This window comes from Nisaea sp., assembly GCF_040217065.1.
Lineage (GTDB): Bacteria > Pseudomonadota > Alphaproteobacteria > Thalassobaculales > Thalassobaculaceae > Nisaea.
On sequence record NZ_JAVJNX010000011.1, the window covers coordinates 298,339 to 319,339 of the forward strand.

General features: G+C 61.2%; 21 protein-coding genes. 9 read left to right on the plus strand and 12 right to left on the minus strand.

Going from position 1 to position 21,001, the window contains the following annotated elements; translation table 11 throughout:
- Positions 1–3: 3 nt before the first annotated feature.
- Positions 4–2,376, minus strand: a complete 2,373-nt coding sequence (locus RH950_RS19620; protein ID WP_350059440.1) for an efflux RND transporter permease subunit — start codon at positions 2,374–2,376, stop codon at positions 4–6.
- A gap of 154 nt (positions 2,377–2,530) precedes the next feature.
- Here RH950_RS19620 and RH950_RS19625 point away from each other — a divergent pair, with 154 nt between their 5' ends.
- The gene (locus RH950_RS19625) at positions 2,531–3,124 is read left to right on the plus strand and encodes a TetR/AcrR family transcriptional regulator (protein WP_350059441.1); all 594 of its coding nucleotides are present in this window, start codon (positions 2,531–2,533) and stop codon (positions 3,122–3,124) included.
- A 12-nt stretch (positions 3,125–3,136) separates the two neighbouring features.
- Here RH950_RS19625 and RH950_RS19630 read toward each other — a convergent pair whose 3' ends face one another.
- Positions 3,137–4,042, minus strand: coding sequence for an allantoinase PuuE (locus RH950_RS19630; RefSeq protein WP_350059443.1), 906 nt, complete (start codon positions 4,040–4,042; stop codon positions 3,137–3,139).
- 138 nt (positions 4,043–4,180) lie between these two features.
- On the opposite strand from RH950_RS19630, the gene RH950_RS19635 reads away from it, so the two are divergent.
- On the plus strand, positions 4,181–5,167 hold the full coding sequence (locus RH950_RS19635) for an NAD-dependent epimerase/dehydratase family protein (protein ID WP_350059444.1): 987 nt from the start codon (positions 4,181–4,183) through the stop codon (positions 5,165–5,167).
- A 28-nt stretch (positions 5,168–5,195) separates the two neighbouring features.
- Here the strand turns inward: RH950_RS19635 and RH950_RS19640 are convergent, their stop codons facing one another.
- The 5 genes from RH950_RS19640 to RH950_RS19660 form a co-directional block, all read right to left on the minus strand.
- Entirely contained in the window at positions 5,196–6,095 is a 900-nt protein-coding gene (locus RH950_RS19640; protein WP_350059445.1) for an HNH endonuclease, read from the minus strand.
- 47 nt (positions 6,096–6,142) lie between these two features.
- Positions 6,143–7,375, minus strand: coding sequence for an aspartate aminotransferase type Ic (locus tag RH950_RS19645; RefSeq protein ID WP_350059446.1), 1,233 nt, complete (start codon positions 7,373–7,375; stop codon positions 6,143–6,145).
- An 88-nt stretch (positions 7,376–7,463) separates the two neighbouring features.
- Positions 7,464–8,186, minus strand: coding sequence for a transporter substrate-binding domain-containing protein (locus RH950_RS19650; protein WP_350059447.1), 723 nt, complete (start codon positions 8,184–8,186; stop codon positions 7,464–7,466).
- A gap of 149 nt (positions 8,187–8,335) precedes the next feature.
- Complete coding sequence (locus RH950_RS19655; protein WP_350059448.1) at positions 8,336–9,184, minus strand: TauD/TfdA dioxygenase family protein; 849 nt, start codon at positions 9,182–9,184, stop codon at positions 8,336–8,338.
- A gap of 94 nt (positions 9,185–9,278) precedes the next feature.
- A complete protein-coding gene (locus RH950_RS19660) occupies positions 9,279–9,563 on the minus strand; it encodes a hypothetical protein (RefSeq protein ID WP_350059449.1) in 285 nt (94 codons plus the stop codon).
- Between the two features lie 175 nt (positions 9,564–9,738).
- On the opposite strand from RH950_RS19660, the gene RH950_RS19665 reads away from it, so the two are divergent.
- Entirely contained in the window at positions 9,739–10,785 is a 1,047-nt protein-coding gene (locus RH950_RS19665; RefSeq protein WP_350059450.1) for a hypothetical protein, read from the plus strand.
- A gap of 262 nt (positions 10,786–11,047) precedes the next feature.
- On the opposite strand, the gene RH950_RS19670 is transcribed toward RH950_RS19665, so the two are convergent.
- Both RH950_RS19670 and RH950_RS19675 read right to left on the minus strand, forming a co-directional pair.
- Positions 11,048–11,452 carry an ester cyclase gene (locus tag RH950_RS19670; RefSeq protein WP_350059451.1) on the minus strand — a complete coding sequence of 135 codons (405 nt, stop codon included), beginning with the start codon at positions 11,450–11,452 and terminating at the stop codon, positions 11,048–11,050.
- Positions 11,453–11,497: 45 nt separating this feature from the next.
- The gene (locus tag RH950_RS19675) at positions 11,498–12,019 is read right to left on the minus strand and encodes a CIA30 family protein (protein ID WP_350059452.1); all 522 of its coding nucleotides are present in this window, start codon (positions 12,017–12,019) and stop codon (positions 11,498–11,500) included.
- Between the two features lie 40 nt (positions 12,020–12,059).
- On the opposite strand from RH950_RS19675, the gene RH950_RS19680 reads away from it, so the two are divergent.
- Complete coding sequence (locus RH950_RS19680; RefSeq protein WP_350059453.1) at positions 12,060–12,347, plus strand: VOC family protein; 288 nt, start codon at positions 12,060–12,062, stop codon at positions 12,345–12,347.
- 206 nt (positions 12,348–12,553) lie between these two features.
- Here RH950_RS19680 and RH950_RS19685 read toward each other — a convergent pair whose 3' ends face one another.
- From RH950_RS19685 to trhO, 3 genes are all read right to left on the minus strand, one after another.
- Positions 12,554–13,141 carry a hypothetical protein gene (locus RH950_RS19685; protein ID WP_350059454.1) on the minus strand — a complete coding sequence of 196 codons (588 nt, stop codon included), beginning with the start codon at positions 13,139–13,141 and terminating at the stop codon, positions 12,554–12,556.
- A gap of 160 nt (positions 13,142–13,301) precedes the next feature.
- A complete protein-coding gene (locus RH950_RS19690) occupies positions 13,302–13,973 on the minus strand; it encodes a glutathione S-transferase (protein ID WP_350059455.1) in 672 nt (223 codons plus the stop codon).
- Positions 13,966–14,964: an oxygen-dependent tRNA uridine(34) hydroxylase TrhO gene (trhO, locus tag RH950_RS19695; protein ID WP_350059456.1), complete on the minus strand. Its 999-nt coding sequence runs from the start codon at positions 14,962–14,964 to the stop codon at positions 13,966–13,968. The genes RH950_RS19690 and trhO overlap by 8 nt, the downstream gene beginning before the upstream one ends.
- Positions 14,965–15,168: 204 nt before the next feature.
- On the opposite strand from trhO, the gene RH950_RS19700 reads away from it, so the two are divergent.
- The 5 genes from RH950_RS19700 to RH950_RS19720 all read left to right on the plus strand — a co-directional run bounded on the left by RH950_RS19700 (position 15,169) and on the right by RH950_RS19720 (position 20,709).
- On the plus strand, positions 15,169–16,089 hold the full coding sequence (locus RH950_RS19700; RefSeq protein ID WP_350059457.1) for a dihydrodipicolinate synthase family protein: 921 nt from the start codon (positions 15,169–15,171) through the stop codon (positions 16,087–16,089).
- 503 nt (positions 16,090–16,592) lie between these two features.
- Positions 16,593–17,150, plus strand: coding sequence for a cupredoxin domain-containing protein (locus RH950_RS19705; RefSeq protein WP_350059458.1), 558 nt, complete (start codon positions 16,593–16,595; stop codon positions 17,148–17,150).
- Positions 17,151–17,208: 58 nt separating this feature from the next.
- The gene (locus tag RH950_RS19710) at positions 17,209–18,963 is read left to right on the plus strand and encodes a copper resistance system multicopper oxidase (RefSeq protein ID WP_350059459.1); all 1,755 of its coding nucleotides are present in this window, start codon (positions 17,209–17,211) and stop codon (positions 18,961–18,963) included.
- Positions 18,964–18,967: 4 nt separating this feature from the next.
- Positions 18,968–19,669 (plus strand): copper resistance protein B, encoded by a 702-nt coding sequence (locus RH950_RS19715; RefSeq protein WP_350059460.1) that lies wholly within the window; start codon positions 18,968–18,970, stop codon positions 19,667–19,669.
- A gap of 425 nt (positions 19,670–20,094) precedes the next feature.
- Positions 20,095–20,709, plus strand: a complete 615-nt coding sequence (locus RH950_RS19720) for a DUF2652 domain-containing protein (protein ID WP_350059461.1) — start codon at positions 20,095–20,097, stop codon at positions 20,707–20,709.
- Positions 20,710–21,001 lie beyond the last annotated feature (292 nt).

Below are 21,001 nucleotides of genomic sequence, written 5' to 3' on the forward strand. Positions count from 1 at the left end.
TCCTTACTCCGCAGCTTGGGCAAGGGGAGCCTGTCCGGCACCCCGGTCTTTACGCCGGCCGTCGAGCAACAGCAGCATGGCCGGCAACAGCAGGAAGTCGATGATGATGGCCATGACCAGCGTGATCGCCGTCAGCATCCCCATGGACCCGTTGATCTTGAAAGTGGAGAGGGAGAGCACCGCGAACCCGGCGACCAGAATGGCGGTGGTGACCCAGAGCGCCGTGCCCACCGTCGAGAAGGCGTAGCGCACGGCATCCTCCGCGTCCTCGCCCCGCTCGACCCGGGCACGCCGGTATTTCGAGAGGAAATGCACCGTCGCATCGACGATGATGCCGAGGCTGGTCGCGGTGACCACCGAGGAGGCCATGCCGACCTCGCCGACCGTCAGCCCCCAGATCCCGAAGGCCATGGCCGCCGGCACCAGGTTCGGTGCCAGAGATATAGCGCCGAGCTTCCAGCTCCGGAGTGCAATCGTCAGTGTCGCGGAGATCAGCAGGAAGGCGAGGAAAGTGCCGGTCAGCATGCCCTCGATATTGCGCTTGGCAATATAGGCGAACATGACAAACGGGCCGGACGCCTTGGTTTCCGCTGCGCTCGGAAAATTTTCCTGGAGCCAGGCCGAGGATTCATCGTCCAGCGCCCGGAGCTCGTTGGTGGTGATGTTCTCCAGCGTGGCGATCACCCGCACCGCCGATTTGTCGACATTGACCTGGTTGTTCAGGTCGAGCCCGAATGGCAGGGACATTTCGAACAGCAACAGGTACTGCGCGGCAAGGTCCCGCTCGTCAGGCAGCCTGTACCAGTCCGGATCGTCGCCATGCATGTTCCGGTTCAGGCGCTTGAAGATGTCGGTCAGTGTCAGGACATGGACGACCTCGCCCCGCGCCCGGAGGAACTGCGTGAAATCTTCGAGACGGCGCAGATAATCGGGATCGGAAATCCCGCCGCTCTCCGCTGCCGGAATACTCCACTGGGCCTGGTAGATGCCCGAGAGATTATCCGTCGCCCAGTCCGTGTCGTTCCGGAATTCGATGCTCTTGTCGAAATACTTCACGAACTGGTCGTTCAGCTCGATCTTCGGAATAAAGGCGACGAGTCCGGCAACGAGAGCCAGCGTGCCAACCATGATCGGCACGCGCCGCCGGATGACGAATTCCGCCAGCCGTTCCATGGCAACACTCTCATGCTCGTCCCGCTGCTTGATGCGCACCGGGAGCACGGCCATCAGGGCCGGCAGGAAGGCGATGGAAAAGAACCAGGCCGCCCCGACGCCCATTGCCGTGATGTTGCCGAGATCGCGGAACGGCGGTGCGTCCGAGAAATTCAGCGACATGAAGCCGATCATGGTGGTCAGGCTGGTCAGGAAAACCGGCTGGAAATTCACGCGCAGGCTTTCCACCAGTGCATCCCGCTTGGACATCCCGCGCCGCATGCCATGGAACATGCTGATCAGCACATGGACGGAATCCGCAATGGCCAGTGTCAGAATGATGGTCGGCGCCGTGACCGACGGCGGTGTCAGCTGGATACCGAGCCAGCCGGCCAGTCCCATCGCCGTCATGGCCGAGAAGGCAATCACGAGAAGCGTCGCGAATGTTCCGGAGATGGACCGCAGCAGCACGGCCATGACCAGCAGCAGCACCCCGTACATCAGCGGGATCAGGGTCTGCATGTCGTTCTGCGCGGACACCGAGAAGCTGTTGTTGAGCGCCACCGACCCGGTGATCGCCAGGGTGATGTCCGGGTTATCGGCCCGGAATTCCGCTACCAGCCCGTCGACATGGGCCATCGCCTCTGGCACTTCCGTCAGCGCTTTCTGCGGCAGCGTGATGGTGATGTTGACCATCGTTGTCCGGGCATCCGGAGCGATGATCCGGTGCAGCAGCAGCGGCTCGGTCATCGCAGCTGCGCGGATTCTCTGCAGATCGGCAGCATCAAGCGGACTGTCCGCCGGCACCAGATCGTCGACGACCAGATCGTCTGCCACTGCCGTGCTGTTCTGGAAATTCGAAATGCTGTCGACCCGCGTGGCAAAGGGGACCTGCCAGGACTTCTCCGTCAGGTCCCGGATCGCGGCGAGCACGTCCGCCTGGAACACGTCGCCGTCTCCGGGCTGCAGCACCAGGGAAATATTGTCTTCTTTGTTGAAAACCCGCTGCAGACTCTCGAAGGCCTGAAGCTGGGGGTTCTCCTTGCTGAAAAAGACCCGGTAATCCGTGGAGAATGACAGGAACTGGCCTCCGAAGCCGGCGCCCAGCATAAGCAGAATGGATGCGGCGATCACCCCCCAGCGCCAACGGATGATCCAGTTGGCGTAATCCGTAACCCAATTGGCCTTCCGCATGGCGGAATTCCCCGACCGTTCGTTCGACATCGGCCCCTCCGGCAAAAACGAGAACGTGCTAGTATTCTCCTCACGGCATACAAACATATACTACACCGTGTAGTTTCCCTAAACTGGGCAGTGTACCCAGAGACGTCAAGGACCCATGGCGCACATTGATAAAAATTTTTCGGATAGCGGCCCGTTGACCGAGAAACAGCGGCAGATCGTTGATGCGGCCTGCAAACTTTTCACCGAACAGGGCTACGAAGTCACCTCGATGGACAAGGTTGCGGCGGAGGCCAATGTCTCCAAGCGCACGGTCTACAGCTACTTCGACAGCAAGGAGCACCTGTTCTGCACGGTGATGGGCGGAATGTGCCAGGGCTTCGGCGAACCGTCGCCGGACGATATCGACTTTTCGGGAGATTTCCGCACGGTCCTGACCGAGAGCGCCAGGCTGATCCTGGGCAAGGTGACCAGCACGGAAAAACTTCTCCTGATGCGCACCGTGGTCGGCGAGGTCGAGCAATTCCCCCTGATCGGCAAGACCTTCTGGAACGAAGGCCCGGGCAAGATGCGCGACGAGATGGCAAACTACTTCCGCCAGATGCAGGAGCAGGGGCTGATGAAGAAATCAGACCCGGTCCTGGCCGCGTCCCGGTTCCAGGGCTTCGTCGCCGGCCCCTTCCTCTTTCAAACCCTGTTTTCTGGCACCTGTGACTGGAGCCAGGAAGAAGCGCTCGGCACAATCGACGACGCCGTCGATGCGTTCCTCAGAGCCTACGCGCCGGACTGATCCGCCCGTCACTCAGCGATAGGGATGGTGCTCCCGCCAATGCCGGGCGATATCCAGCCGGCCGGTCACCCAGACATCTTCGAAACCCTTCATGTAATCCAGCAGCCGCGCCAGCCCGGCCGCACGCGCCGGATGGCCGATCAGCCTGGTGTGCAGGCCGATTGACATCATCTTCGGCTGGGTCGCGCCCTCCGCATAAAGCATGTCGAACCCGTCCTTGATGAATTCGAAGAACTGCTGGCCGGTGTTGAGCCAGCCGCGGGAGAACTTTGAATCATTATGGGTCAGGGAATAGGGCACGACGAGATGCGGGTTGCCGCCGACCTCGACCCAATAGGGTAGCTCGTCATTATAGGCATCGCTGTCATAGAGAAAGCCGCCTTCCTCCACCAGAAGCTCCCGCGTCGCCTCGCCCGGGCCGTGCCGGCAGTACCAGCCGAGCGGCCGCGCGCCGAGGGTTTGCTTCAGGGACTCGACCGCACGCCGGATATGCTCCTGCTCCTCCTCGCGGGACAGCTTGAAATGCTCAATCCAACGCCAGCCATGGCAGCAGATATCGAAGCCGGAGGACCGGATCGCCGCCGCCAGTTCCGGATTGCGCTCGACCGCCAGGGCGCAGGTGAAGAAGGTCGCCGGCATCTCGCGCTCCTGAAACAACCGAAGCACGCGCCAGAAACCGACCCGGCTGCCATATTCGAACATGGATTCCGCCGCAAGATCCCGGCTGCCGGGACCGGTTGGCGAATCCGGCGATTCCGTCAGGCTGGCTTCGGAGAAACCGTCCCCGTCAGGAATGGAATATTCCGATCCCTCCTCGATATTGATGGCGAAATTGACCGCCAGCCGCGCCCCGCCCGGCCAACGCGGATCCGGCGGATTGGCCCCGTAGCCCACAAGATCGCGCGGATATGCCGTCATGGTCTCTCACTCCTCAAACATTCAGAGGCAAGACTAGCGCGCAGCTGCGCAGGGAGCGATGCCTTTGGAAGTTCTTGGCAATCGTGCCACCCGCACTAGGATCATGCATCTGACTCAACTGGCTGGCTGGAGAATAAGATGGCGGTCCTGATTCTGGGTGGTGCGGGCTTTGTCGGCCTCAATATCGCCGAAGCGCTGCTGGCAAAGGGCGAGACCGTCGTGGTCTTCGACCGCCGCCCGATCCCGGCGGCCGCGAAACGCGCCTTCGCCACGCATCCGGGCAGCGTTGTCGAGGTCATCGGCGACGCGCTGAAGGACGGCGCCATCCTCGCCGCCCTGAAGGACAACAAGGTGGACCGGATGTTCTGCGCCGCCGCCATCACCGCCGGCCCGGAACGGGATGCCAACGCACCGCGCTCGATCCTTGAGGTCAATCTGATGGGTTTCACCGCCGCGCTGGAAGCCGCGCGGGACGCAGGTCTGAAACGGGTGATCAATGTTGGTTCCACCGCCGCCTACGGCACCACTGCCTTTGGCGACAAGCCGTTGTCGGAAGATCTGCCGGCCTGGCCGCACAACATGTATTCAACGACGAAGTTCGCCTCGGAATGCATCATCCGCAGGCTGGCCGAGCTCTGGGGCATGGACATGTTCAGCGTCCGCCTCTCCGGCGTGTTCGGTCCGTGGGAAGTCGACAGCGGCTTGCGCGATACCCTGAGCCCGCAGATGCAGGCCTCGCTCATCGCACTCAAGGGCGGCGAGGCCACCCTGCGCTACCGGGACATGCGGGACTGGACCTACAGCCGCGACATCGCCGACGCGCTGGTCCGTCTGATCAATTCGGAGAGCCGCCCCTACGACGTCTTCAACATCAGCTGCTCCGATCCCTGGAGCACGGCGGACTGGTGCGCATTGCTGGCCGGCGGCTATCCGGACTTCTCCTGGCGCCTCGCCACGCCGGAGGAAGAGCCGACCGTGAACCTGCATGGCGACACGGACCGGCAGCTCCTGGTCAGCGCGCGCCTGAAAGAGGCACTCGGCTGGTCACCGGATCTGAACCCGGAACGGAATTTCGCCGATTTCAAGAAATGGGCGGATGCTTATGGGGATTACTGGCTGGGCTAAGCGTGTATAGGCAACTCTCCACGTCTTTTTAATGCTTGAAGCAGTTATCCCGGTGCCACTTCAGAAAGCGAGGATGCGGCCGGTCTAACAGGCGATGCGGCGGTGTAGCTTTCCCAGATTTGTTGACAAGGGCTCGAACTGCTTCCGGATCGTTCGCCTGCCTTGAAACCAAAACCCCAAGATCATCATCCAAGCTTATCAATCCACGGTCGAACATCCAATGAACAGTTCCCGAAAGTGCAAGACCGTTGTTCACAATATCCGGCCCTTCGCTCGCTACCGGCTGAATGTGAGCCGCCTCGACCTCAGCTCGGCCGCCACCATTGATGAGCTTGATACCGCTGATCGCACAACGCTCGTCATAGGCCGACAGCACAACTTGGCGAAAAACTCGATCCCGAACAGCGCGCGACGAAATGTACGTCACTCGATCACGCTCTTGCTCATGCAAAAAAGCTGTCTGGTCTTCGTGAAAACCTGTTGCAGGCGTTGCATGGCCAGTTCTTGGCAGTTTTTGATCTTCCTCGCCCAGGCCCAGGCCAATGATCCGATTGAAATCCTCTCGAGAGAGGGAGCGAACAGCAGACTGTGCGCGCCCTGAAAGACTACCTTGTGCGTTCAGCAATCCCCGTTCGACATATTCACCAGCGAGCGTCAATGCAACAGGGTTTGAGAAATCGAGATAGGTCCCTGGTTCGATCAACGCCAGATACATATCCGGAGCAGTTGGATCCGGCACGATCTGTGAAACCTTTGCAACGGCATAATAGCCGCGTGTAATCGGCACTTTCGTTGGCTCGTAGTAAATAATCCAGTCATTCACGCATTCAGCCGCACGCTTGAAATATGGGCTAGGGAACTGATAGCGCTCGGCGGGACTATCCTCGTAAATCGAGTCGGCGCGGTGGATGAATACCCCAAATCCCATGCGGCTTACTTAACCTGACCACAACCGAGGATCATTCGGCGCCTGCATCAGCCCGCCGCCTTTCGCAAACACACCATCTTCGCCGTGGTGCAGAACACTTCCATTGCCCGTTCCAGCTCATCCACAGTCGGCATGGTCGGGGCGAGGCGGATGTTGCGGTCGCGCGGATCGTTGCCATAGGGAAAGCAGGCGCCGGAGGCGGTGAGCTTCACGCCGGCGTCGGCACAGAGCTTCACGGTCTCGGCGGCACAGCCGTCCATCAGGTCGACACTGACGAAATAGCCGCCCGCGGGCTTGGTCCATGTGGCCAGCCCGGTGCCGTCAAAGGCCTTGCTCATGGCCTTTTCGACCGCCGCGAATTTCGGCCCGATGATCGCGGCATGCTTCAGCATGTGCGCCTCGATTCCGGCCTTGTTCTTGAAAAAGCGGACATGGCGGAGCTGGTTGATCTTGTCCGGGCCGATGCTTGAATAGAACATCCGCTCCAGCGCATCCTCGACATTGACCTTGGAGGCCGCCATCGCCGCCACGCCGGCGCCGGCCAGGCTGATCTTGGACGTCGAGACGAAGGTCAGGATGCGGTCCGGATTGCCGACCGCCTCCGCCGCCTTCTGGATATTCTTCACGGCGGCGATCTCACCGGTCAGGTGGTGCACCACATAGGCATTGTCCCACATGATCCGGAAGTCCGGCGCGGCACATGTCATCGCCGCCAGCCGGTCCACCACCGCATCGGAATAGACCGCCCCGGTCGGGTTGGAATATTTCGGCACGCACCAGATCCCCTTGATGGAGGCATCTTCGGCGACCAGCGCCTCGACCGCGTCCATGTCCGGGCCGTCATCATTCATCTCGACCGGAATCATGCCGATCCCGAGCCGTTCGCAGATGGCGAAATGCCGGTCATAGCCGGGCACCGGGCAGAGGAACTTCGCATCGCGCCAAGGCCCGTCACCGCCCGGCACGCCGAATACGACAGCGCCCTGCAGCACGTCATACATCATCTGCAGGCTGCCATTGCCGCCGGCAATCACCAGATCCGGGGTGGTTTCCATCAGCTCGGCAAACAGCGCCCGCGCTTCCGGGATGCCGGCAAGGATGCCGTAATTGCGGTAATCGGTGCCATCCGCGCCCTTGCAGTCGTCGTTGCCGACGAGCTCGAACATGGCCGCCGCCAGATCGAGCTGGGCGGCCGCGGGCTTGCCCCGGGTCATGTCGATGTTCTGGTTGCGGGATTTCAGGTTCTGGTAGGCGGCGGAAAGCGCGTCGAGGTCGGACATGGGTGTGAGCCGGATGATGCTGTTGCGGTGCAGCGAACGCTAACAGATGGCCGGTTTCGAGGCCATAGCCGGATTGTCCGGATTCACCTCAGGATGCGACCGAGAGACGTCCGCGCTGGCCGAACTCGTTGATCATTCCTTCAACCAACCCGGTCGATTTCGCTTCAGAGACAAAGCGTTTGACGGCCTTGGCAAGGGCCGGATTCCCAGGCCGGACACCGACGGCCTGGCGGACCGCCGTATAGGCGCCGTCAAGCACCCGGGCACCGGCCATGCTCTCGGCGTTCTCCAGCAATGCCGGGCGCAACCCCGCCAGCGCGTCAAGCTTCTGGTCCCGGAACAGCTCGAAGGCCGCCTTGAGGCCCGGGGCGCGTTTCAATTCGGCATGTTTCAGGACACGGCTGAGATACAGGTCATAGGCGGAACGGTCGGATACCGCGATCCGCACACCGGGCTTGTCCACGTCTTCCAGCCGCGCCAGCTTCGAGCCGGCAGGCACCATATAGGTCGCCTCGATCTCGGCATAAGCGCCGCAGAACTCGATGGTCTCCGCCCGCTTCGGGTCCTCGGCAATCAGGCAGATATCCCACTCGTCCTCGTCGACGGCGTCGGCCACTGCGCCCGGCGAGGGATAGGTGCAGTAGGCAACGCTGAACCCGAGACTGCGCGCAATCGCCGCCGCAATCGCAGGCGACAGCCCCATGGGATTGCCGCTGTCGGACGTCCCCGTGACCAGCAGCACATTGCCAAGATTGATCCCGGCCCGCAGTCTGCCCTGGCCCGTCAGCCCGTACTCATCGATCTCGATCATCCCCGCATCACTCCCCGGTCACGCTGCCGCACCGCCTCAAAAAAGCAGCGGCGCATGTCACAATATAATGCTCAAACTATTCGAGGGAAATAGCGATGAAATTTCGCATGTTCCTAAAATACAAATAGAATCGGGAGCATAGCGCAGCTCTATACCGGCGCGGCGCCCGAGAAGGTCGTGCGATAGAGCAGCCGGCGATGGCCGTCATAATCGTTCGTCGCATAATGCAGCGTCGTCCGGTTGTCCCAGATCACGACGTCACCCGGCTGCCATTTATGCCGGCAGGAAAAATCCGGACGGGTGCAGTGCCGGTAGATTTCCTGCAGGATCGGCTGGCTCTCCTCCTCCGTCATACCATCGAGACGCGTGGTGTAGATCGGGTTCAGGAACAATGCCTTGCGCCCGGTCAGCGGCTGGGTGATCACGGCCGGGTGGAAGGTTTCCCGATCCGCATCCGGATCTCCCCGGGTCATCCGGATCGACGCATTGGCGCGGGTCTCTGCCGGCGGCGCGAACTTGACGCCATAGGGTTTGCCAACATGCACGGCCCTGCGCTCATCCACCACGGATTTGAGGGCGGCAGGCAGGCTGTCATAGGCGATGGTCTGGCTGGCCCAGACCGTGTCGCCGCCGACCTCGGGGATCTCGATCGCGTTCAACACGGAGCCAGCCGGAGGATTTGCCAGAAAGCTGAAATCGGCATGCCACTCCCCGCCGAAAACGCCGCCCCCGGCCTCGGACGCTTCCTTCAGCACGGCAATGGTCTCCGGATCCTCCTCCAGCGGCGCCACATAGGGCAGCTGCAGTGCCGGACCGAAGACACGGGTCAGCGCTTTCTGCTCCGGCGGCGTCAGGAACTGGCCGCGCAGGACGAGCACCTGATACTCCGCCAGGCTGCGTTTCAGGAATTCCGCATCGGCGCCGGAGATCGTCTCGGAGAGCGTAAGCCCCTCGATTTCCGCGCCGATGAAGCCGGTGAGCTTTTTCAGGACAGTCATTAGGCAGCCAGTCTTGTGGACACAGGACCTTGCATGCTTGCATGCGTTTCGCAGGCGGCAAAGGCATGGTCATTCTGCCTCGCCTCTCCGCAGATCACCAATTTCGTTTCGACAGCAGATGACTTCCGATCGAGAGGGTAATCGCCAGGGCGAGCGCATAAGTTGCCAGCGTCAGCCCCAGAAGCAGGGTGCCCAGAGATCGAACCTTCCCCGACCTTGCAAATTGCAGGTTGATGCCTCCCCCAGAATCTTGCATAAAAATCAAGGCTATAATGCCAATTGGAGAGGCCAAGGATGGACATGGCAGAGGGTGAAACGGGATCAACTGATCTGCACGGCGCTTTCGTTCGCCGCCCGAAACCTGAAATCCGAGGCTCAAAGATTACCTCCGACCCGGATCAACGCTTCTTTCGGGAACAGGACAACGCTCTTTACCGCGCCGAAATGGAGGGGCAAGGACGGGCCGACGGCCGAGCCCGCAGAAACAACTCCCCCTCCCTGACGGCGCAATGTTTACGCGGCCTGATCTCTGGCTCGGGAAGGGACAGCACGCAATGAAGATAGGGCGTCCCCTCGCAGTCCTGCTTGCGACGATGTCTATCGCTTCGCCCGCAGCGGCGCATATCAAGTGGTTTGAGCCCTACGACATCTCGGGTCAACCCAGGTCCATCGACGCCGTACTGAGCTCCACTTTCGTAACTTTTTTCCTGATTTCTGTCGCCCTTGTGTACCTGTTTTTCGTGATCGACCGCATCGCGCTGCGTCGCGGCGTTATGGAGGCGTTCCACCAGCGGCTGAAGGTCTTCGACGGGCTTTCGATTCTGATTATGCGCGGGGCGGCGGGTCTGTTCTTTGCATCGGCCTGGGCCATGGCCATATTCGGCGATATCAGCTTTTACCTTGCCCCGGAGCTGACCGTCGGTGAGAGCTGGGTGCCCTGGTTTCAACTCGCTCTGGCGCTCTGCGCGCTGAGCCGGTGGACCACGCCGTTGCTCGGTGTCGGGATCCTGCTGCTCTACGCCATGGCACTGCAGCATTACGGCGTTTTCCATCTGATCGACTACCTGATCTTCCCGGCCGTCGCCTATTTCTTCATGGCGACCGCCAGCGCCTCACCTGGCTGGAAGAAATCTGGCTTCGTGACCCTTTACGCTGTCACCGGGATCAATTTTCTCTGGCTCTCGATCGAGAAATTCGCCTTTCCGGATTGGACCTATCCGCTGCTGGCCAAACACCCGGCGCTGTTGATGGGAATCGACCCCGAAACCTACATGGTGCTGGCCGGGTTCGTGGAGTTCGTGATCATCTTCACCTTGCTCGGCGCGGCCTCGGTGGCGACCCGCTTGATCGCCTTCGCCTTCCAGACCCTGCTGGTACTCGGAATTTTCGAGTTCGGCCTGGTCGATGCCATTGGCCACTTGATGATCAATGCTGTCTTGTTCGTGCTGATCGTTCGCGGCCCGACCGATGCACGTAACATCCTGGTGCTGTCCGCAAAGTCGCCACAGATGGAGGCCTATTTCATGACCGGCCTCTACTATCTCGCCTTCGTCAATGCCTTCATCCTTTACTACGGCCTCCATACCCTGCTGTACGGCTGAGGTTCAGTCCCGCGGCGTTGGACTTCTCGTCCGCTTGCGCGGGAGATCGCGGACCGTCCGACCGGCGAGGACCAACCGGACGGCGGTTGAGATCCGGTGAACAACGATCTGGAATATGGGGTTTGGTCAACATGCCTGCATGCGTTTCGCAGACAGCAAGGGGCTGATCATTCTGCCTTGCCTCTCCGCAGATCACCAATTTCGTTTCGACAGCAGATGGCTTCCGATCGAGAGGGCAATCGCGCTTTCCGCCTGCTCCGGCCTAGCCGTTTTTGAGCGACTGCACGACCAGGGGCAATGTGTTCAGCCCCCAATGCTCGATATACCTCCCGTCCTTCAGCCGGACGATATCGTACACATTGATCTCGACCGCGCGCCCGGTCGCAGGAACACCTGCAAGAGTGCCGGTATGCCGCGCAAGGATACGTTTGCGGGTCGCAACCTTGTCACCCTCTTCCAGCTGATCGTCGATCTCGACCCGGATGTCCGACAGCCCGACATGCAATAGATTGAAGATCGCGTTCCGCATGCTGTCTATGCCGCTACCCATGCCGGGGATTGTCGTGTGGTTGACGAAATCCGGATGGAATATCTCGTCAAAGACCTGCGCGTCACCCCCGGCGAGGCAAGCGTGATTGAAGCGCTGAACGATTTCTTTGTTCGTCATGGTAACTCCCCCAGAACGGCCCGGCGCACGAACAGGAACGTCGCGTCAGTCGTAGAAATGCACCTCGGCGACCGCAAGATCGGCCTCGAAGGCGCGACCGATGGCGACGAGACCGATCCGCCGGAGAGAGGCAAGATCCAGCGGCGCCTCCAGCCGGTGCGGCAGGAAGCCGGAGAATGGCAGATAAACGGTCAGCCACTCCGGACCCGCCTCGAAGCTCTGGCGGTAGGACTGCCAGGACCGTTCAACGTCATCCGTACGCAAATGCATATTGTAGGTCTCGCCATTGCCGCGCACATCGAGGGCGATCCCCGTCCAGCACGTCGCGTCGATGCCCTTGCCGTCGGGCGCGAGATCCAGGGCCATCTGCAGAAAACCGCCATTGTTCTCAAGGCTGACCTGGCCGCGCATCCGAAGCGCCACGCGCCCGGCCACCGCCTCGCGGACCATCGTCCCACCGGAGACTCCGCCCATTACCCTGTCGGAAACCAACTCCCACGCCGTGCCTGTCGCGGCGGCGGGATGCGGGCTGGAAAAATCATCGATCGCTGGAACAGGGTCGGCCATGGCATGGCTCCGGAAAAATACGGTGGCTAAGGTGAAAAGAATGACGAATGCGAAGGATGAGCCCGGATCGCATCTCACCTGCTGCGCCTTCGGCGACGCATACCTGATGATCGAGGTCGGCGGCCCGCCCCCCGCCGATCAGAAAAGCCTCAAGCAAAACCCGACCAAGCTCCGTTTCAATGTCGAGAATGTGGAGGCTGCCGTTGCGGAACTACGCGCCAAGGGCGTAGCTCTGGAAATCGAGACCTTTTCCTGGGGGACCATCGCCAACTTCACAGACCCGGACGGCAATCTCTGCTCGCTCCGCGACGATGCAAGCTTTCATTGAAGCCTTGCCAGGGGTGTCGCGACCGGAGAAACAGGCAGGATTGAAGCGCTGTATGATCTCTTTGTTGATCACGGTAACACCTCCCAAACACTTCAGACGTGTCCAATCCAGACTCGTGCAAACCGACTATCCGGTGACTAACTCAAGATCGACAGCAAAAGGTATCGAAATAAAGAGCACGCCGCTTCGCCGCGCCTCCACCAGCATCATACGTAAACGGCTAAAGATCTCGGACCGTTGGCAAGCGTCCGGAACTGATCGCGCATATCCTTGGAGAACAGATTCTCTTCAATACAATTCATTTGCAGACCGTTCGCCGCTGCAGCCCATTGGAGCATGGCCGAACCACCGTCGTCAGAAAACCCGCACCCAACCAAACCGAGATCACGGAGTGTTGGTGGCAGGGCTGCCGCGAGCAACCGGGCACCTTCATCTCCAAGAGCCTCATTGTAACTCAGGCTGAATGAGGCCAGACCCGGTCGGTCCGCAGGGTCGATAGCCATCAATGCGTTCGCGATCAGAGCTGCCCCGTCCGGACCTATGCCGGCATTCCGAACGTGAAAATTCACGATCGCCGCTGGTTGTTTGGCCTCAAGTTCATCTGCCGCCGTCCGGCACACGCTTGTCCCGATCGCTCGAAGTGCCGCGGCAAGCGGTGCAGCGATTCGCTGACTGCGTCCAGGCTCGACCGAAGTGGGTGCGGCAGCATGGGCAAGCGGTAACTTCATCAAAGAAACCCCAGCAACGCCAAGCAAGCTCGTTCCGCAAAAAGCAATAAAGTCGCGCCGCAACATTTTGAGGTTTCCTTGCGCTCCGGGCTTACGATTATTAGATGAACTGGTAGCAGAACCGGCGGAAGTCCAGCCCTCACGAACCGGCCCCACTTGCGGCCATATAAGTGCGATCGTTCAAGGAACCGCCGCCAGAGTTCCTACGGGGCTGGTTCGTGCGCTTCTAATCTCTCTTTTCATTTGCCTTTCGGCGCATGATTTCCTGGAAGATCTCTGAATTCAGGTGACCGGAAAGCCAGGTTTGCAGCTCTGCCAGAGGCTGGGCATCGAACCATTCCCGGCCGGTATTGGCGAGTTGACGCACGAATGGAAATATCGCGTAATCCGCAAGGCTCGGCCGGCTTCCAAACAGATGGGCCTGGTCTGTCAGATGCTCGTTCAGGCGCCTCAGAAAAACCGCGCCCTCACCGCGATGATGGAGCGGGTCGGTTTCGGGACCATATCGGACGGCGTACTTGTAGCGGTCGAGGTGATGCTTGAAGGTCCCGTCGCACGCGGCAATCAGCGCCTCCATTTCCGCCACGCTGCCGGTCTCCGGGCTGAGCCAGCCGTCCGGGTCATGACGCGCCAGGGTCCAGCGCATGATGTCCAGGCTCTGCTCCAGCACCTGCCCGTCGGGCAAATGCAGCACGGGCACCGTTCCCTTCGGTGAAAGGGCGATCATCTCCGCGGGCTTGTCCCGAAGGACGACTTCATGCAGCACGCAATCCTGCCGGCTTGCCGTCAGGGCCAGCCGGGCACGCATCGCATAGGGGCAGCGGCGAAACGAATAGAGCACGGGAAGCGGACGGCCGGACACGCCCGCCGGCGCGGGGATGGCCTGATCTTCAGTCACCCGGCTCTCCGGAGCGGTCCGACGGCACCCTGGATGCGCTGCCGATATGCCTCTCCCCCCGCTGCTTCGCCAGTTTCATCTGCCGCTCCCGTTCCTCGAAGCGACGTTTCTGCCGGGCATCAATGCTCCCGTGGCACGATGGACAGGATATACCGGGCACATACAGGGACGAGGCCTTGTCCTGCTCGTCTATGGGCATGCGGCAGGCATGGCACATATCGTAGCTGCCCGGCTCGAGACCGTGTTTTACGGACACTCGCTGATCGAAGACGAAACATTCCCCTTCCCACAGGGACTCTTCGGGGGGAACGGTTTCGAGATATTTCAGGATCCCGCCCTTCAGGTGGAAAACATCCTCGATACCCTGCTGCTTGACGAAGGCCGTGGCCTTCTCGCAGCGAATGCCGCCGGTACAGAACATCGCCACCTTCTTGCCCCGCACGACCGCGGGAGACAGGCTCTCCTGGTCCCGGAACCAGCCCGGGAACTCCCTAAAACTGGTGGTGTCGGGATCGACCGCCCCCTTGAACGTGCCAATACCGACCTCATAGGCGTTCCTTGTATCGATCAGGATGACATCCGGGTCGCTGATCAGGTCGTTCCAGGCGTCGGGCTCGACATAGGTGCCGACGCTCTCTGTCGGATCAACGTCCGGCACGCCCATCGTGACGATCTCTTTTTTCAGCCGCACTTTCATGCGGAGGAAGGGATTCACATAGGCGAAGGATTCCTTCAGCTCCATATCCTGGCAGCCGGGAATGAGGCGGATATGCGCAAGCACCGCGTCCACGCCGCTCCGGCTGCCGGCAATGGTGCCGTTGATGCCCTCGGACGCGAGCAAAAGCGTGCCATACACATCGGCCGCCCGGCAGGCTTCCAGCAAGTCCGGCTGGCGGACCTCAAAATCCGGCAAGGCGGTGAACTTGTAAAGCGCCGCGACCACGAATGGGGCATCGTCAAAAGGTGCAGCTTTGTGTGACGCGTCCGTCAAATCGGAAAGCTCCTTCAATCCTCGTCTTTAGTGTCACCGCATATGCGGCATCATCGTGAATGCCGCGCGGTGTGATGATACCAAATGCGCTCTGACGCCAGAATTATATTACAGGGGCAACAACACCGCGCGGGATCGGGAAGTGACACAGGTCCCTGATCGGCTAATCTGCCTGCCAAAGAATCGCGGGAGGAAAAAAAAACCATGTCCAGCAAACCCTATTCCGGCATCTGGCCGGTCGCGCCGACGCCCTTCACCGACAATGGCGCCGTCGATTTCGAGAGCATGAAACGCGTCATCGACTGCATGGTGGACCAGGGCGTGGACGGCATCTGCATCCTCGCCAATTTCTCCGAGCAGTTCCTGCTGAGCGACGCGGAGCGGGCAGACCTTACCAGGCTCTGCCTTGAACACACGGCGGGCCGCGTTCCGGTGATCGTCACCATCTCCCATTTCTCCACCGGCCTCGTCGAGGCGCGGGCGCGCGAGGCCGCGGCCATGGGGGCCGCCATGGTGATGATGATGCCGCCTTATCATGGCGCCGCGCTGAAAGCGGACGAGACGGGCATGGCCGAGCATTTTGAACGTGCCAGCCAGGCCGGTGGCATCCCGATCATGGTGCAGGATGCCCCGCTTTCCGGCGTCGCCCTGAGCGTGCCGTTCCTGGTGCGCATGGCGAAGGAGATCGAGCAGGTGAAGCTGTTCAAGATCGAGGTGCCCCAGGCCGCGGCAAAGCTCCGCGCCCTGATCGAGGCCGGCGGCGCTGCCATAGAGGGCCCGTTCGACGGCGAGGAGGCGATCACCCTGCTGGCCGATCTCGATGCCGGCGCCACCGGTTCCATGACCTCGGCCACGATCCCCGATCTGATCCGCCCCGCCATCGCGGCGCATCTCGCGGGCGACCGTGCGGAGGCCAAACGGATCTACGAACGCCTGTTGCCGCTGATCAATTTCGAGAATCGCCAGTGCGGCTGGCGGGCCAGCAAGGCAGTGATGAAGGAAGGCGGCGTAATCGCCAGCGAACATGTCCGCCACCCGGTGGCACCACTGCATCCGGAGACGCGGGCGCAACTTCTAGAACTCGCACAGGAGCTTGATCCGATGGCGCTGAAGTGGGGAAACTGAATCGGGTCCAAATTGGTGCTTGACCTTCCAGTCGGTGGAAGCCTCATAAACGTCACCATGTGGCGAACGACATTCATAGCGGCAGCGATCCTGCTGATGACCGCGCTCCCGTCTTTCGGGCACGGCATAACAGATGCTGGCGTCATGAGCGCGGCGGGTGACGGCGCCGTGAGTCCGGCGATGGATCAGATGGGCATTGTTCGGGTCAGTGCCCCGTCCTGCTCGGACATCGGATGCACGGACAAGCGGTTTGCCGCATGTGCCGACTTGACTGCGGCCCACTGCCTTTCCGGCTTCCACCCCCCGGAGACGGGACAGTCGGTATCGCCCGGCCATACTGGAATATCGCTCTTCAGAGCCCCGGATGCTCAGCTCCGGGGGATCAGTCCCACCGCCGAGACACCACCTCCACGAAGCTGACCGGATTTCAATCACTTCCGGCGCCCGCCATCCAGCCGGGCCGCTGCATTCAGAAATCCAATCAAGTTCGTGAAGGAACACGCATGTCCTCCTCCAACATCCTTGGCGCTGTCCTCGGCGCCAGCCTTTCATTTGCCCTGCTTACCTCCGGCCCGGCCCTTGCTGCCGGCTCGCATGGCGGCGGCCACGGTATGCACGATAAGAAAATCGGCGGGCCAGGCGACCCTGCAAAGGTCTCCCGCACCATCGAAATCACCATGCATGACAATTTCTACGAGCCGGAATCGCTGAACATCAAGGAAGGCGAAACGATCCGTTTCGTGATCCGCAACGCCGGCGAATTCGTGCACGAGTTCAACATCGCGACCGCCGCCATGCATGAGGCGCACCGCCCGGAAATGATGATGATGGTCGAGCACGGCGTGCTTGAGCCGGACCGGATCAATCACGAGGCCGCGAAAGCCATGCAGGCCTCCATGGGACACGGCATGCATGACGAGGCGAACAGCGTGCTGCTGGAGCCAAGCAAGTCCGGCGAGATCATCTGGACCTTTCCGGAAAATGCCGAGCTCGAATTCGCCTGCAATGTGCCGGGCCATTACGAGACCGGCATGCACGGCACGGTCAAGCTGAGCCGCTGACGCACGCGTGCGCAGTCGCAGGGCTGCCGATCACCATGCATTCGACAGGAGACCATCCATGACATTCGGACTGTTGCGCCGGGCATTGCTGCTCGGCGCTGGTCTGGCGGCATCGCTTTCGGGCGCCGTCACGGCCGGCGAATATTCTCTCACCGTCGATCCGGTCACGGTCGACACGGGCGCCTTCACCCGCACCGGCATCGGTTACAACGGCGCCACGCCGGGTCCGGTCCTGCGCTTCGAGGAAGGCGAGGACGTCACCATCAAGGTGACGAACAACCTCAGCGAGCCAACCTCGATCCACTGGCACGGGCTGATCCTGCCCTTTGAGCAGGATGGCGTGCCCGGGATCAGCTATGACGGTATCGCGCCCGGCCAGACCTTCACCTACCGCTTTCCCATCGTGCAGAGCGGCACCTACTGGTTCCACAGCCATACCGGCTTCCAGGAACCGGACGGGGCCTACGGCGCCATCGTCATCGAGCCGAAGAAGCGCGAGCCGTTCCGCTATGATCGCGAATACGTGGTCCAGCTGACCGACGCGCATCCGCATTCGGGCGACCGCATCATGCGCAACCTCAAGATGATGCCGGATTACTACAACAGGCAGCAGCGCACCCTGTTCGACTTCCTCAGGGATACCGGGGAGAAGGGCTTCGACGCCGCGCTGTCGGACCGCGCCGCCTGGGGCGACATGCGGATGATGCCCACCGACATCGAGGATCTCCAGGGCTTCACACCCCTGATGAACGGCAAAAGCTCGGCACAGAACTGGACCGGCCTGTTCACGCCGGGAGAACGCATCCGGCTGCGCTTCATCAATTCGTCCGCCATGACCTATTTCGACATCCGGATACCCGGTTTGAAAATGACGGTCGTGCAGGCGGACGGGAACAATGTCCTGCCGGTTCCGGTCGACGAGTTCCGGATTGCCGTCGCCGAAACCTACGACATCCTGGTCCAGCCGAAAGAGGACACGCCCTTCGCCATTTTCGCCGAATCCATGGGCCGGACATCCTCCGTGCGCGGGACACTTGCCACGGCCGAAGGTCAGAAGGGTGATATCCCGGACCTGCGCAAGCCTCCACTGCTGACCATGGCGGACATGGGCATGGCCCATGAAGGCATGGATCACGGCGCCATGGCCATGGCAGGCGGCACGCACACAATGCCGGACGGCTCGACAATGAAGGGCATGGACCACAGCACCATGGCTATGACCGGCGGCACGCACACGATGCCGGACGGCTCGGCCATGAAGGGCATGGACCATAGCGCACACGGCATGATGCCCGCGGCGGATCCGTTCTATGCTCCCGGCAGCGGCCTGACGCCGACGGCGGCGAACGGCGGCAAGTTCCTCTCCTACGACGATCTCCGGGCACAGAAGCCGCTCTACCCGCACCGTGACGCGACCCGGGAGATCGAACTCAGGCTGACCGGCAACATGGAACGCTATATCTGGTCGATCAACGGCATCAAATACGCTGACGCCGAGCCGATCCGGCTGCAATACGGCGAACGGGTCCGCTTCAAGTTCGTCAACGAGACCATGATGACCCACCCGATGCACCTGCACGGCATGTGGTCGATCCTCGATACCGGCAAGGGCAAGTGGAACCCGGTCAAGCACGTGGTCAGCGTCGCGCCCGGAACGACGGTCTTCATGGAGACCGAGGTCGATGCTCCGGGCCAGTGGGCCTTCCATTGCCATCTGTCCTACCATGCCGACAGCGGCATGTTCCGTAAGGTCATCGTCGAAGGCGGACCGAAGGCCAAGGCTGCGTCCCTTACTTCCGTGAAAGGGGGCTGAAGCAATGCACAGGACATTGATCACGGCAGCACTCGTTGCCATTGCCCTCACCGGACAGCCGGCATCCGCCGAGCAGCTCTACTGGGGGATCCAGGCGGAGCAACTGGAATGGCGCGGCGGTGAAGGTTCCGAAACCTTTGCCTGGGACACCGATGCCTTTGTCGGCACGGACGAGTTGAAGGTCGTCTGGCGCAGCGAGGCGGAATACGCCACAGGGCCGAACAGCTTCGAGACCCTGGAGAACCAGGTCCGCCTCCAGGTTCCGGTCTCCGACTTCTTCGATGCCGTCGCCGGGGTACGCTATGACAGCCCGGACGAAGGCCCGCACCGGACCTACGGTGTGCTCGGTCTGCACGGGCTCGCCAAGCAATGGTTCGAGGTGGATGCCGATCTCTTCCTGTCAGAATACCCGTCGGCCCGTTTCGAGGTCGAATACGAGGGCCTGATCACCAACCGGATCATCTTTACCCCGAGCATCGAGCTGGATGTCCCCCTGGCCGACGACGAGGCAACGTCCCGGGCCGCCTTCGGGCCAAAGCTCGAGATCGGCGGGCGCCTCAGTTACGACCTGCTCGACCGCGCCGTCGCACCCTATATCGGCGTGCATTGGGAACGTACATTCGGAGAAAGCGGAAGGTTGGTCCAGGCCGAAGGGGAAGATAACGACGTGGTCTCGCTCGTCGTCGGCTTCCGCCTGATGTTTTAGCCGAACCCGTGCGCCCCGGGGAGGATAACTCCATCCCGGGGCGGTCGGCGTGGAGCCTCGCCAAACCAATCCCTGAGAGGATTCGCGGTCAGACAGGGATGCGCGCAAGATGGAAAAACGGATTACCTGTGCTCGCAAGTGTCGACGCCCGCTATAGGTCAACCAGGATGAACCCACACACCATGCAAGACGCGCCGGATCACCTATCGATGATGTGGGGCGGTGCTGCCTTTCTCGCCGCCCTGCTCATCCTTTTGGTCATTCTGGTCATTCGGCTTACCAGGCGGGCGAGATATGCCGGAAGCCCGCTTCCGGATCTGCCCGGCTCCCACCGCTTCGAAAAGATCAGTCGGCCCGGAGCTGATGCCCTTACAGCAGAAGACCTTATCTTTTTCCTGCCCGATATCAGCAACTATACCCGGTTCATGACCAGTAGCCGTTTCTCCTTCGATCATGCCATGACGATCGTGCACGCACTGGTCGAGGCCATGATCGAGGACGCAACTAGAAATCTGGTATTTTCCAAGCTGGAGGGGGACGCTGCCCTGTTCTTTGTCGAGGCCGGTAAACACTCCCCAGACGTGCTCGGCGAGTCCGTGACCGGCATCCTCTCAGCCTTCTACCGGGAGCGCGAACGCCTGAAGGCGTCCAACATCTGCCCTTGTCGAGCCTGCCGACATCTGGACGATCTCGACATCAAGATCTTCGTCCACCGGGGCAAGGCGGCGCGTTTCCAATTCAACAACTCGGTGGACCTGTTCGGGACGGACGTGATCGTGCTGCACCGAATCATGAAAAACAGCATCGATAGCCACCGCTATGTCATGGTCACGGACGCTGCCGCAGACAGCATCGCCCTTCCCAATACGCTCCAGCCACAGGCTGTCGAAGAGAATGTCGAACATATCGGGCTGATCCGGGGCAACGCGTTCATCTTCGGCAACGATCTCATCGCCGGCTGGGCGCAGAACAGTCGACCAGACCGACGGTCGGTCTGGTCCGGCACATTGTCGAAGCTGCGGGAAAACCTGCGACCCTGACACCGGACAGAGTGTGCCCAGTCTTGATCCAGGCCGCGGCATCGGTACGCGCGAGGCCGGTCATTGCGAACACGCCAGAGACCGGCGCTACCGACAAGACCAGGACGTCTGCCTTCCAAGCCCTGAAGAACCGTCTCCACCTTCAGGTCCCGATTTCCGGTCGATGCTCTGACATGAGACGGTCTCCCTCCAGTAGCTGTGCTCGCCGGAGGGAGATGCGAGTCGGGCGTGCTCTACAGGATAGAGCTGTATTCCGCGTTGTTACGGGGTAAGACTCCCGGGCTTGGATCAG

Excerpts from the sequence above, each read along its gene's own strand:
- RH950_RS19620 (WP_350059440.1), bottom strand. The coding sequence starts at position 2,376 with ATGTCGAACGAACGGTCGGGGAATTCCGCCATGCGGAAGGCCAATTGG.
- RH950_RS19630 (WP_350059443.1), bottom strand. The coding sequence starts at position 4,042 with ATGACGGCATATCCGCGCGATCTTGTGGGCTACGGGGCCAATCCGCCG.
- RH950_RS19635 (WP_350059444.1), top strand. The coding sequence starts at position 4,181 with ATGGCGGTCCTGATTCTGGGTGGTGCGGGCTTTGTCGGCCTCAATATC.
- RH950_RS19640 (WP_350059445.1), bottom strand. The coding sequence starts at position 6,095 with ATGGGATTTGGGGTATTCATCCACCGCGCCGACTCGATTTACGAGGAT.
- RH950_RS19645 (WP_350059446.1), bottom strand. The coding sequence starts at position 7,375 with ATGTCCGACCTCGACGCGCTTTCCGCCGCCTACCAGAACCTGAAATCC.
- RH950_RS19650 (WP_350059447.1), bottom strand. The coding sequence starts at position 8,186 with ATGATCGAGATCGATGAGTACGGGCTGACGGGCCAGGGCAGACTGCGG.
- RH950_RS19655 (WP_350059448.1), bottom strand. The coding sequence starts at position 9,184 with ATGACTGTCCTGAAAAAGCTCACCGGCTTCATCGGCGCGGAAATCGAG.
- RH950_RS19665 (WP_350059450.1), top strand. The coding sequence starts at position 9,739 with ATGAAGATAGGGCGTCCCCTCGCAGTCCTGCTTGCGACGATGTCTATC.
- RH950_RS19670 (WP_350059451.1), bottom strand. The coding sequence starts at position 11,452 with ATGACGAACAAAGAAATCGTTCAGCGCTTCAATCACGCTTGCCTCGCC.
- RH950_RS19675 (WP_350059452.1), bottom strand. The coding sequence starts at position 12,019 with ATGGCCGACCCTGTTCCAGCGATCGATGATTTTTCCAGCCCGCATCCC.
- RH950_RS19680 (WP_350059453.1), top strand. The coding sequence starts at position 12,060 with ATGACGAATGCGAAGGATGAGCCCGGATCGCATCTCACCTGCTGCGCC.
- RH950_RS19685 (WP_350059454.1), bottom strand. The coding sequence starts at position 13,141 with ATGTTGCGGCGCGACTTTATTGCTTTTTGCGGAACGAGCTTGCTTGGC.
- RH950_RS19700 (WP_350059457.1), top strand. The coding sequence starts at position 15,169 with ATGTCCAGCAAACCCTATTCCGGCATCTGGCCGGTCGCGCCGACGCCC.
- RH950_RS19705 (WP_350059458.1), top strand. The coding sequence starts at position 16,593 with ATGTCCTCCTCCAACATCCTTGGCGCTGTCCTCGGCGCCAGCCTTTCA.
- RH950_RS19710 (WP_350059459.1), top strand. The coding sequence starts at position 17,209 with ATGACATTCGGACTGTTGCGCCGGGCATTGCTGCTCGGCGCTGGTCTG.
- RH950_RS19715 (WP_350059460.1), top strand. The coding sequence starts at position 18,968 with ATGCACAGGACATTGATCACGGCAGCACTCGTTGCCATTGCCCTCACC.
- RH950_RS19720 (WP_350059461.1), top strand. The coding sequence starts at position 20,095 with ATGACCAGTAGCCGTTTCTCCTTCGATCATGCCATGACGATCGTGCAC.